Source organism: Mesorhizobium sp. WSM4845 (genome assembly GCF_055811455.1).
This window is the reverse complement of record NZ_JBVVQA010000044.1, coordinates 15,898-27,606: the sequence shown is the minus strand read 5'-3', so window position 1 is coordinate 27,606 and position 11,709 is coordinate 15,898. Positions and strand designations below refer to the sequence as shown.

The 11,709-nt window shown below is 58.1% G+C and carries 7 protein-coding genes and 5 pseudogenes; 7 read left to right on the top strand and 5 right to left on the bottom strand.

Going from position 1 to position 11,709, the window contains the following annotated elements; genetic code table 11:
• Positions 1–69 precede the first annotated feature (69 nt).
• Positions 70–729 (bottom strand): phosphatase domain-containing putative toxin, encoded by a 660-nt coding sequence (locus AC0L2C_RS31335; RefSeq protein WP_473525251.1) that lies wholly within the window; start codon positions 727–729, stop codon positions 70–72.
• Positions 730–1,797: 1,068 nt separating this feature from the next.
• Here AC0L2C_RS31335 and AC0L2C_RS31330 point away from each other — a divergent pair.
• Positions 1,798–2,010, top strand: a pseudogene (locus AC0L2C_RS31330) (transposase family protein); the annotation flags it as partial.
• Positions 2,011–2,189: 179 nt separating this feature from the next.
• Here the strand turns inward: AC0L2C_RS31330 and AC0L2C_RS31325 are convergent.
• Positions 2,190–2,810: a tyrosine-type recombinase/integrase gene (locus tag AC0L2C_RS31325; RefSeq protein WP_473525231.1), complete on the bottom strand. Its 621-nt coding sequence runs from the start codon at positions 2,808–2,810 to the stop codon at positions 2,190–2,192.
• A gap of 525 nt (positions 2,811–3,335) precedes the next feature.
• Here AC0L2C_RS31325 and AC0L2C_RS31320 point away from each other — a divergent pair.
• The 3 genes and pseudogenes from AC0L2C_RS31320 to AC0L2C_RS31310 all read left to right on the top strand — a co-directional run bounded on the left by AC0L2C_RS31320 (position 3,336) and on the right by AC0L2C_RS31310 (position 6,133).
• Positions 3,336–4,739, top strand: coding sequence for a M16 family metallopeptidase (locus AC0L2C_RS31320; RefSeq protein ID WP_473525250.1), 1,404 nt, complete (start codon positions 3,336–3,338; stop codon positions 4,737–4,739).
• Positions 4,736–5,629: pseudogene (locus tag AC0L2C_RS31315) on the top strand (M16 family metallopeptidase); the annotation flags it as partial. The gene AC0L2C_RS31320 and the pseudogene AC0L2C_RS31315, both read left to right, overlap by 4 nt.
• Positions 5,630–5,692: 63 nt before the next feature.
• On the top strand, positions 5,693–6,133 hold the full coding sequence (locus AC0L2C_RS31310) for a hypothetical protein (protein ID WP_473525230.1): 441 nt from the start codon (positions 5,693–5,695) through the stop codon (positions 6,131–6,133).
• A 305-nt stretch (positions 6,134–6,438) separates the two neighbouring features.
• On the opposite strand, the pseudogene AC0L2C_RS31305 reads toward AC0L2C_RS31310, so the two are convergent.
• Positions 6,439–6,774: pseudogene (locus tag AC0L2C_RS31305) on the bottom strand (ATP-binding protein); the annotation flags it as partial.
• A 96-nt stretch (positions 6,775–6,870) separates the two neighbouring features.
• Here AC0L2C_RS31305 and AC0L2C_RS31300 point away from each other — a divergent pair.
• From AC0L2C_RS31300 to AC0L2C_RS31290, 3 genes and pseudogenes are all read left to right on the top strand, one after another.
• A pseudogene (locus AC0L2C_RS31300) lies at positions 6,871–7,341 on the top strand (IS6 family transposase); the annotation flags it as partial.
• A gap of 322 nt (positions 7,342–7,663) precedes the next feature.
• A complete protein-coding gene (locus tag AC0L2C_RS31295) occupies positions 7,664–8,023 on the top strand; it encodes a transposase (RefSeq protein WP_473525229.1) in 360 nt (119 codons plus the stop codon).
• A 517-nt stretch (positions 8,024–8,540) separates the two neighbouring features.
• Positions 8,541–8,891: a c-type cytochrome gene (locus AC0L2C_RS31290; protein WP_473482474.1), complete on the top strand. Its 351-nt coding sequence runs from the start codon at positions 8,541–8,543 to the stop codon at positions 8,889–8,891.
• A 441-nt stretch (positions 8,892–9,332) separates the two neighbouring features.
• Here AC0L2C_RS31290 and AC0L2C_RS31285 read toward each other — a convergent pair.
• Positions 9,333–9,686 (bottom strand): annotated as a pseudogene (locus AC0L2C_RS31285) (DDE-type integrase/transposase/recombinase); the annotation flags it as partial.
• 222 nt (positions 9,687–9,908) lie between these two features.
• The gene (locus AC0L2C_RS31280; RefSeq protein ID WP_473482428.1) at positions 9,909–11,594 is read right to left on the bottom strand and encodes an NAD(P)/FAD-dependent oxidoreductase; all 1,686 of its coding nucleotides are present in this window, start codon (positions 11,592–11,594) and stop codon (positions 9,909–9,911) included.
• Positions 11,595–11,709 lie beyond the last annotated feature (115 nt).

Sequence of the window (11,709 nt, the reverse complement as noted above, 5' to 3'; positions counted from 1 at the left end):
ACGCCCTCGTCGGCAGAAAGCTAAAATCACTAGCGACCCATCACCAGGTGCACGAGCGGTTTCTGCTGCCTAATATGTTAACGAGTACCGTTCGTTGTCGGTCCCTTCGGGGCTATGGAGGTCAAGCCATTCGGACCATAACAAGGGTTGTCCATTGGAATTTGCTTTGGAATATTTGTAGAAGAGCGAAATGAATTCCAGCCGATCATTGCGAAAGTCTGAACGTTCTTCGTGGGCGACGTTCTTGTAGAAATTCAATGCTCGGCCAGGGTTAAACGCGAGCTGCCTATTTATGATTTCCTCAAACGACACCCTTGAGGAATTGCGCAGCATGTCGTGCATCGCGATAAAGATGCCCGTACGGCCCTGACCCACACCACAGTGCACATGCAGCTTCTCGCGAGCCGCCATGCCCCGCTCCATTTCAATAAACGCATCAACATCCTCTGCTCGCGGACCGAGATGGTCGGACACCATCAAACGCACATATTTTGCACCCGCCGTTCTTACAACTTCTTCTTCGCTAAAGATTCGCGGCGCATTCAAGGTCACTGAGCGCGGATTTTTAACCTTATTCTTAACGTCTTTGCGGTGAAGTATCTGCACTGTATCTTGCCCCTTTAGCCCATGTATCCTATCGCGTTCATCCGCTAGAACTTCTTCGCGCGATTTGCCAACATTAGCCCAGTTATTGGGCACCCGCCAGGTCCCCGGAAAACCGCCGACGATCGCATGGGACTCTCCCGGACGTCAAGTACAATTACTGGGCTCTCCGGCGATGGGTTCAACCTACTAACTTGTTCGATGGAAGCAATACTGGCGCTGCCAGACACATGCAGGTCCTTCCAGCCTGTTGCATTGCAACTTTTTGGAAAATCAAACTCATCCGACGATCTAAAGTTATCTACTGATCCAGGGCTTCTGTCATATTGCAGAACTGGTGTTGCCAAAGGACGCCGCGGTACTAATAGTGGGGCCTTGAATTTCTTAATCAGTTGCGAAAGGCGTTTGGGCATTGACGGCGTACGTTTCTCTGCAGGGACGGAGCTTTTGCCACCATTCGGCGTAACGTCCTGCTGCGAATCAACGGGGCACGCAAGATTCGAACACTCGTTGCTGTCGCTGGCCCCCGCTTGACCCAGCTGGTGATTTGTCTGCGACGCCATCAGCAGATCGATCGGGCTGAGCCGCTCAACAATCTCACCGAGTAACTCCGGCGCCAGGGGAAGGACACCATCGGTTCGCTGCTCCTTCCGAGAGGAGGAAGCGCTTGACTCTTGCGGCTCAGAGCGCGTCTGCTCCATGACAGGACAGGATGTTTGGCCGACTCCTTCAAGGCCAACAGCCGGTCCAGCGGGTAATTCGTCGGGGCTATCACCTTCGTTGACGCTGTATCCCGAGATGGGCGCCTTGCCCCAACCATCAATGCCCCTCATCATCCCGTCTCCTAGAGAGCGACAACGTGATTGTCGCGCAGCGATTAGTCTCGGATCCAAACTTCGGTCTCGGAGCACCAATCACCGGACGTTTGGGCGACGCAGAAGGCTTGACGGCATTCCCCCAAGTCACCGGATGAATGACCACCTGCACATATCACTACTTGAGGCGGTGCAAGGCGCAAATACTTGATCACTATAAGGGTATCGGTGGCCGTGATGGATCGGTGCGTCTTGGGGCCGAGGTGTGCCCGCCGCTTCCAGTGGGCCAATAGACCCCTTGTCGCTTGGCACTTAACCGGGGTCTTCCTCAATTTGTGTGGTTCATCCGCTGTTAGCGACGCTATCGCTATGGGCGGGCATGCGAACGAAATCGAAATGGTCGCTCGGCCCAGGGGTCAGAATTCTGGGTCTCGCGCTCACTGATGATCACAGTTGGGTTGTTTCCGCTGCCGGACCAGCGATCGGCATTTGCCCCGATTGTGGCCGGCGAAGCCGAAGACGGCATGGCTGGTCCAACCGCAGCCTTCAGGATCTGCCGGTCCAGGGCAAGCCCGTGACGGTGAAGCTCCTTCGCACAGGCCGGCGAGAACCTTTTCAGAGTGAGTGAATCCTTCGGAGCGTTTGAACCGCATAAATCAAGAACTCCAACATTTTTCGTGCCGAAGTCAAGCAGATTGCAGAGTGAAAATGGTGCGGGGCAAGCGGACTCGAACCGTCAAGGGGTCCCGATCAAATCAGAATCCGCTCGACCTACTCGAGTGTCACGTCATCGCTGCGGCGATCATAGAGCTGCGTCGTGGTGGTAGTGGAATGGTTCGCCATGTCGCGCGCCTTTTCCAGGGTGCCTCCATTATTGAGATAGGCGGTAATGCCGGTGCCGCGCATGCTGTGGTTACCGATCTTCCTGTCGCCAAGCTTCGCCTCATTCGCCCTTCGGCGTATCATCTGGTAGGCGGCAGGCTGTGTAATGGCCTTTCCGGTCCTGATCCATGTGGTGTCATCGCGGGCCATCCGCCGCGAACAGCTTGGAAACAAGGCCGCTTTGGGATCGTCGCGCAAGCCGCTTGCATCGAGCCAGGCTTCGAGCGCCGCTTCCAAGGTGTGATGGCAGGGGTTTTCATGCTCCTTGCCTCCTTTCTCGTGCAGCCGCACCCAAAGACGGCTCTGCCGGACAAACACGTTACCCACTTTCATTTTCGTGGCCGCGCCTATGCGTGAGAAGGCGAAGACCATTAAAGCGATGAGCGCCCGGTCGCGTTGGCCGAGGAGTGTGCTCGTGTCGATGCTGTCGAGGAGCACACGCGCATCGTCGGCATCAAGGATGGGCGTCTTCCCGCGTCGCCATAATCGTATTCCTTGTAACCATTTCAACGTGGGCAGGCCATAAGCCAGTCCGCTTCATACCGAGATTTCAGGGGCAGCAAAAGCGAAAATTGCAAAAGCCCGGCCAAATCGCAAAGCGGCTCGCAAGGCTCATGACCGCCTGTCGCCCGAAGCATCTCCCGCGCTGGCGCTCGGAATGGCCCAAAAGACAAGCGATGCCTGCAACGCTCCGGAAAAAATTGCAGAACCGCATTTATCGCTGGTTTTAGAGTCCTATCACGGGATCTGCGATCTACCGATGTGAGCAAGGTACGCTGACGACCCAGCGACTACGGGCGCGCGCTAACGCCTCCATATTCGTCGCTCGCCGACGGGTAGTTCACCTAGCCGCCTTTCAAGCGGCAAGCTCTTCCCATACGGCGGTGTCAGATGTCCGACAATGTCGGATACGCAACACACAGAGTCCGATTAATCACATAGCCGAAACGGTTTTCTCATTTGGCACGGTGCGTGCGTGGTCATCGCAAACACATACGAAGCCAGGAGAGTCGTCCCATGATCCCCCACCAAAAAATGCCGCCCCACCTTTCCACGACGCATTCAAAACCGGAGCCATCGATAAATCTTCGGTCTGGTTGGCTGCGCGGGACACTTTTTGCGACCGCGCTGTCGTTTGTGACCACCGCCGCTCCGGTTCTGGCGGCCACCGATGACATCAAGGCAACGAATTTCCTGCTCGACAACGGCATGGAGGTCGTTGTCATCCCCGATCGCCGGGCCCCGATCGTCACTCATATGGTGTGGTACAAGATCGGCAGCGCGGATGAGCCGCCGGGCAAGTCCGGCATCGCCCATTTCTTCGAGCATCTGATGTTCAAGGCGACGACCAATCACGCGGCTGGCGCGTTCGACCGCGCCGTCTCCGCCATCCGCGGTTCGAAAAACGCTTTCACCTCTTATGACTACACTGCCTTTTACGAGACGGTGGTGCCGCAGGCGCTCGAGCAGATGATGGATTTCGAGGCCGATCGCATGCGCAACCTCGTCTTGACCGACAATGTCATCGCCACCGAGCGCGACGTGATCCTCGAGGAACGCCGCTCGCGCATCGATAGCAATCCGCAGGCAGTGCTCGGCGAGGAGGTCGATGCGACACTCTGGCCGAACCAGCCCTATCGCATTCCGGTGATCGGCTGGATGCAGAAGATGGAAAAGCTGAACCGCGCCGACGCCAAGGCTTTCTACGACAAGTATTACACGCCCAACAACGCCGTGCTGGTAGTGGCCGGCGATGTCGAGCCGGAGGTGGTCAAGGCGCTGGCCGAAAAGACCTATGGCAAGATTGCGCGTGGTCCAGACCTGCCGCTGCGCATCCGTCCAGTCGAACCCGAGCAGAACACCAGGCGCACGGTGACGCTCACCGACGCGCGTGCCAGCGTGCCAAATTTTTCGACGCTATGGGTGGCTCCCTCCTATCACACTGCGAAGCCGGGCGAAGCGGAAGCGCTGGCCCTGCTGGCGGAGATCCTCGGCGGCGGTAGCCGCAGCCGGCTCCACCAGCAGCTTGTCGTCAAGCAAGGCATCGCCGACGCGGCCGGCGCTTTCTTCCAGGGCACCATGCTCGATGCCACCAACTTCACCGTCTATGGCGCGCCGCGCGGCGACGCCAAGCTGGCCGATGTCGAGGCGGCGGCCGAGGCCGAGGTCGCCCGCATCGCCAAGGACGGCGTCACATCGGGCGAGTTGGAGAAGGCCAAGGATCGTTTCGTCCGCTCGATGATCTTCGCCCGCGACAAGCAGGATTCGATGGCCAACATCTACGGCGCGACGCTCGCCACCGGCGGCAGCGTCAGGGATGTCGAGGAATGGCCGGACCGCATCCGCAAGGTCACGGCCGATCAGGTTAAGGCCGTTGCCGCCCGTTATCTCGTGTCCGACCATTCGAGCACTATTTATCTCTTGCCCAAGGACAATTGACCCGAAACCAACTCCGCAGCGCCATTGCACAAGCATTGCCCTCTCCCGTTGGAGAAGGGAGGGCCGTGCGCCTCGTCACCTTGCTGGCCGTCCTTTCCCTTGCTATTTTCTTCCTCACCCTGCCAGCGTGTACCGCCCGTGCTGCGGCGAACATCCAGGAGGTGAAATCTGAAAAGGGGATCACCGCCTGGCTGGTGGAAGACCATAAGCTGCCGATCGTCACGCTCCAGTTCGTGTTTGACGGCGGCACCAGCCAAGACCCGGCCGGTAAGGAGGGGCTTGCCAATTTGATGACCGGCTTGTTCGACGAGGGCGCAGGCGATCACGGCGGCGACACCTTTCAGGTGCGGCTCGATGATGCCGGCGCTGAGATGAGCTTCCACGCACGGCCTGACGGCATCTATGGCTCAGTGCGCATGCTTTCCCAGCGCCAGGACGCCGCTTTCGATCTCATCAGGCTCGCGTTGAACAGGCCCCGCTTCGATCAGGAACCCTTTGACCGAATCCGCGCTCAGCTTCTCTCCGGCATTATTGCCAACGAGCGCGAACCTCACGCGATCGGCAGGGATGCATGGCGGTGTTTTTCGCCAACACTGTCGCACTCAAAATCCACCTCCGTCTTTGCAGGACTCTTCGGCCAGCGCAGGCTCTACGGCGCGCATCCGTATTCGAGGCCGCCCGAGGGCACCAAGGAAAGCCTGGCCCGCATAACGCCCGCCGATCTAAGCGCCTTCCACAAGGCCGCTTTCGCCCGCGAGGGGCTGCACGTGGCGGTTGTCGGCGACATCGATGCCAAAACTCTGAGTGCAAGGCTCGACCAGTTGTTCGGCGATTTGCCTCAGAAGCAGGCGCTCGCCCAGGTACCTGATGTCACCCCGAAGCTCGGCCGCATGGACCGGTGTTGGGGTGCCGGCCGCATTCCCGTTCGAGACGCTTTTTGAGGATACAATAACGTGATCCACACCCCCAACGATCTGCTCGAGCGGATCGACACCGGCGGCATAAAGCAGGCGAAGTTTGCGAAGCTTGGCCTGGAGTTCATGATCGAGGTGGCGAAGAGTGCGGGCACCGCGACGTCGCTCTCCGAGACAGTTGGCTTTGTCTGGAGCACCGATGCCGGCTCGCTCGCCGATGCGTCCCCTGCCACCGCCTACGGCGATGTCACCGCCGAGCGAACAGGCATCGGATCCTACGCGGTGACCTTTGTGGGGCTTGGAGAGTGGGATAGCGCGCAAGTCGACGTGCAGGTTGTCGCGTTCGGGTCGCCGGACAGCCGCTGTGCGGCAAGCTCGACGGCGTCAGCCGGCCAGGATCTTGTTGTGGACGTGCGCTGCACGGGCCTTGACGGGGCTCCGGTGGATAGCCGTCACTCCGTCCTTCTCACATTGCCATAGTCCGGTTCTCGACAGCGAGTCGCGCCAATCGTCCTATCCGCACCGGCTGCTTCCGCTGGAAGCCGCCGGTTGCTCTTCCAATGTACCAAGTGCCCGGATAATGGAAGCGGCCACCGTTGCCGGCCCGCGGGTGCCGTCGGAGGCCTCGTCGGAGTGTCAATGAGCGTGGAATCGGGACCCCGCATTTTCGCGCAAAAGGGACCCCGGTGTTGGGGCGGTGAAGGGCACGCCGATGAGCGCCCGATCAGGCGGAGCTGGTCGGGGTTGCACAGCCTGATCGGGCGCGGCTGATTGGCTTTTCGGCTTTAGCTTTGAGAGCGGCTCTTGAAGCGCCAGGAGTCGTTTCCGGTCTCGACGATCTCACAGTGGTGCGTCAGGCGATCGAGCAGCGCGGTGGTCATCTTGGAATCACCGAAGACGCTCGGCCATTCGCCGAAGGCGAGATTGGTGGTGATGATGACGCTGGTGCGCTCGTAGAGCTTGGAGACGAGATGGAAGAGCAACTGCCCGCCGGCCTGGGCGAAGGGAAGATAGCCGAGTTCATCGAACACGACGAAGTCGAGCCGAGTGAGATGATCGGCAATACGTCCCTGCCGGCCGGCACGGGTCTCGGTCTCGAGCCTGTTGACCAGGTCGACGGGCGTTATCAACTTAACTCGCGTTCAGGGATTTGCGGCATAGACCCGATGTCATGAACCGCAACCGTCAGCTACAAGCGCCATCGTTTCCCGCCGCAGATCATCGCCAATGCGGTCTGGCTCTACTACAGGTTCCCCTTGAGCCTGCGTCTGGTCGAGGAAATGCTGCTGGAGCGCGGGATCGTGGTTTCGTATGAGACAATCCGCCGGTGGGGCATCAAGTTCGGTCCGCATTACGCTCGCCGCTTGCGCCGCAAGCAGCACAGCCGAAACGATGTCTGGCACCTGGACGAGGTCGTCATCACCATCGCCGGCAGGAAACACTGGTTGTGGCGCGCCGTTGACCAGGATGGCTATGTGCTCGACGAGATCGTCCAGAACCGCCGCAACACCAAAGCGGCCAAGCGCTTGCTGACGCGGCTGCTGAAGAAGCAAGGCGTCGCGCCGAAGCGCATGATCACTGACAAGCTGCGCTCCTATGGAGCAGCCAGGCGACAGGTGATGCCGGACGTCGAGCATCGGGCGCATAAGGGATTGAACAACCGTGCCGAGAATTCGCATGTGCCGCTGCCCGGCGTGCAGTTCAAGACCGCCTGGGTGATGCTCATGAAGCTACGTGAGGCGATCGCGTGGCGCAGGGAAGACATGGTGCTCAAGGGCGAAGTCGAGATCGACGGCAATACGCTGGCGGCTATATCCGACCCGCGAACAAGGCCGAAGACCGCGTCGACCGCCGGCCGAGACCGCGCTCCTGAGCGCCAAGGCGCACAGCCGCTTCATGTTCTGGAACTGCTTCAGGCGTGGCGGCCAGACATTCACGCGCGGCATCCGCGACGATGACGGAGGTGGGCAGCGGTCCGTGACCACGTCTCCCGCGAAGCTACCGTGAACCGTGATCTCCGACGAGCATGGCAGCTACAACGACCTGGCGGGCGTCAACAAGCTGAAGCGAGTGAACCACTCCAAGGCCTACCAGACCGAGGGCGGCACGAACACCAACCAGGTCGAAAGCTTCTTCTCGCGGGTGCAGCGCGCCTACCCGACCAATCTTTGCGAGCTGTCGAGGACCGCTGACAGACGATTTGCGATATGGGTCTGCGAGGCCTTGGCTGCGACTCCTCGGAAATGGATCCCATTCGCATTTTGTATGAAATCGCCGGCTTTTCCGGTTGGCACAAGCGTTGCAGAGCTATTTGCGATAACATTTCGCCTAATGGGTAGGACGCATGAATTGCTGCAACAAGCTGCCTGACATCGGCCGCCGTCAATTTCTAAGAGGAGGAACGTTTGCCGATGCAGGAAGGGCCATACCTGTGGAACTGCCTGCGCAGACTCAGACAAAGTCTGCACTGGGGCTGGCACTCGTCGAATACCCATCGAACAGGCTGAAGCCGAACGAACCCTCGACGTCAGTTACCAGACGGCGCGGGCCGGACCGCGACATTGTCAGATTCTCGACCACGCGCCCGCACAAGAGCTTTCCATGGAACTACAACGCAGATGACCACTCCTTTAGTTGTCCCGACCACAACACACATTTGAGAAAGGTAGCAGATCTGGGACCAGTCGACGGCCAATATTCCTCAATACGAGCTGCGCATCGACGCCAAGGGCGAAATCTACGCCGAGTGAGTCGACGAGCTTCTTTACGGCTGCCTGAGCAACGTACTTTAAGCGAGGATTGGATCATGGCTTATAAACATATCGACCGCCTGCCGTATCTTCAATCGGGGAATTCCCGCGTGAAATATCTGTTCGTCGGCGCCACAATGGTTTTGGCGTGCTTGCCTCCGGTCGCCCGGGCTCAGGATATCGAGGCCGGAAAGACAGTCTTCAAAAAGTGTGCCGCCTGCCACAGCGCTGATACCGACGCGAATAAGGTCGGGCCAACCTTGAAAGGCGTTGTAGGCCGGACAGCTGGCACCGTCCCGGGCTATTCGTACTCGAAAGCCATGAAGGATGCGGGCGCAGCGGGCCTCGTATGGGATGAGCCGAACCTGATGGCATATTTGGCCAATCCCAAGGCGAAAGTCCCGGCGAACAAAATGGGGTTCCCTGGCCTCAAGAATCCCGAGGACCTCAAAAACGTCATCGCCTATCTCAGGAGTGTGTCAGGTTAGAAACCTTTGGCCGTTGCGTTTCGGGAACAACGCGAAGGAGAGAGCAATCGTGTTTCAGCCGTGAAACCAGTTTTGAAAGCCGACTGTTCTGTCGGGCAAAGTGGCGAAGCTATCCGACGCGGCTGGTCGAGCAGGCCTGTGCTCATGCCGTCAGCAACCGCAGGACGGGAACCCATCCAATACGCTTGCTCTGGCTTCGCCACGACGGTACTCATTAGGCCGCGTCCTATGGCTCTGCCCAAAATATAGCCATGCGTCGCCGCGCCCTTAATAGGTCAAAGTTGGTTAAGTTGCTCCCTCTTCCGGCAGCCTGCATTCAGCAAGGGCCGCCGACAATTGACTCATTTCGCTGAGTTTCCGGGGCTGTCGTCCCGTTTCAACGGGATGAGGGGGGATGTCACGTTGTCTGTATACACGCGTTGAGACCTGCAGCCGCTGATGTCAGCTGACCATGGCCACGGCTTTCCATTCCGCCATGGCCTGCAGGCGGTGAATATGTGTAGCGAGAGCGGAGCGTTTTGAGCGGGGCGGGACGAAGAGATTGCGCAGAGCCGAGAAGATCGAAACGAAGCGTTGCAGTGCTCCTGGTGATCGGAAGCCTTGCATAATCCGCTCCCGTTTTCGCAGCGGCACATGCGAATTCTCGGCACGGTTGTTCAATCCCTTATGCGACCAATGCTCGACGTCCGGCATCACCTGTCGCCTGGCTGCTCCATAGGAGCGCAGCTTGTCGGTGATCATGCGCTTCGGCGCGACGCCTTGCTTCTTCAGCAGCCGCGTCAGCAAGCGCTTGGCTTTGCGGCGGTTCCAGTACCGATGCTACTGCATCCCGCGCCTGTCAGCGCAGGAAATCCCATCCTAACCGGTCGACAATGGATTTTTGCGCCCTAAAGTGCCGATTCCCTGATATCCAACGCCGAGGTTTTCCCGGCCAGTATTTGATTGCAAATCTCCTCGAGTGTGGACGTTGCAAACATTTAAGAAGCCTTTTCTAAAGAACGCTAAATTTACCGGTTCTCAATATCGATAAGCGGAATTCATCGAATCAATAGGGTTACCGCTCAAGAGCTGGCCGCCACTGCTGCGGATAACAGCACATGCGGCATTCAAGCCCGTTTGTACCGCGCCCTCGACCCACCCGCCGGTAAAGGAGCATCCACATCCTGCGAGATACAAGCCCGTGTCTTCTTCCGGTCTTTTTGCGGTAGCGAATTGGAAAAATAACCGTTCTGAATAGATGTCTTCACCAGGATAATTGAGCTTGAAGGCACCTACTGAATATGGATCCATCAGCCAATCGTGCTGCAGGACATGACGTTCATAGTCACCGTTAGCCGGGACTAGATGACGGGCGAAATCAGGGGAAATGGTGGCCAGATCATCGACCAGACGCTGGCACCGTTCCTTTTTGTCCAGAATGGAAAGCATTTTGTTAGCATCATCTTCCCATGTATAACTTAACAGCACCACGCCCTTACCATCCGGATCATCTGGCTGATAGTCTAGGCAGTAAACCCCTCTGGCAAGGCCATCTGACAAGATGGTTGTCGGCGAGCCCTTTTTTAACCAGAACTTGTTTTCCGTCAGCATAAACAGCTTGGAAGAGCCGGTAAGGTGAGTTTCTCTGACCGCTCGCAAAACTTCGTTAGTAAGAAAGGTTCCATCCGCCGTGAGACGATGGGCCAACTCCATAGCTCGATTGCTGGTAGTGACGATGACGCGGTCAAAAGGCACGACCTGCCCTCCTGCGCATGTCACGAGAATCTGACCGCCCTGTTTGTAAATACGGCTTACATGACCGTAGCGGACACGCTGCCGCAAACTCACACCGTTAAGCTCCTGTTCAGCCAACCGTTTCACCAACAGGGAGATCCCTCCCATAATCAGGCGCTGATCGTCCTCGTACCCGTTAATTACTAGACGCAGTATCTCAGTAAACGCGGCTTGGTACACAGGTAAAAAGCCTCCAGATCCAATCCCCAGCGATCCGAAAAGCTCAAAATCTTCCGGCCTTTTCCAAGGTACGCGCCCTGGTGGCTGCGGTCCGGTAAAGATGGTGACGAGGGCCGAATAGAAGGAGATGTCGCGAAACGAATCTAGCCAGGCCTGCCATGCGTCACGAGCTTGGTCAAAGCGATGCGACCGAAGCAAAGTTGTGATCTTCGCCGGTGCGGGCAGTTGAATCCCTTCGTGCACGTAACCGTCGCTTATCAAAGCCTGCCATCCTTGATGAACGCGTCTGAACAGTGGCGGCGGAGACTCGCCGGCCTGCCATAAATGACGCGCACCTCGATAGTGCACCTCGGTATCCACGATGCCCGGATCGGGGAAGGAAGCTGCGGTATCTATCCTCAATTTGTCCAGATAATGGAACAGGCAGGTTGCGCTGGAAGGAAAGCGCATAGCGCCCATCTCGGCAATGAGATGCGGTTCGCGCGGGTCGAAGATTTGTGACCAAGCCCGCCCACCCATACGATCCCGCGCCTCAAATAGCACGATGTCCGTTATTCCGGCGCGCAAAAGTTCAGTCGCCGCCACCAAGCCACTGATGCCGGCGCCCACAATGCCAACCCGCGGGCGCCGGCTGTTTTGAGCAAAGCTCCCAATACCACCTTCAGACTCGCTCAATCGCAAGAACGGTCCATAATCATACAGAAGATCGATACTCGGCAATGAATTTCTTGCGATGGTATTGTTCAGCATGCCGCTCTCCGGTGATAGCTATATTTCTTGAGATCTAGTGTGGCCGCCCTCAGAATGCCTCCCCCGTTAAATTGGAACGCCGCGGCAGCATAACAATTTCTGCGCACCGGAGGCG

Bases quoted from the DNA above. Each gene is read 5' to 3' on its own strand.
- AC0L2C_RS31280 (WP_473482428.1), bottom strand. From the start codon at position 11,594: ATGCTGAACAATACCATCGCAAGAAATTCATTGCCGAGTATCGATCTT.
- AC0L2C_RS31290 (WP_473482474.1), top strand. From the start codon at position 8,541: ATGGTTTTGGCGTGCTTGCCTCCGGTCGCCCGGGCTCAGGATATCGAG.
- AC0L2C_RS31320 (WP_473525250.1), top strand. From the start codon at position 3,336: ATGCCGCCCCACCTTTCCACGACGCATTCAAAACCGGAGCCATCGATA.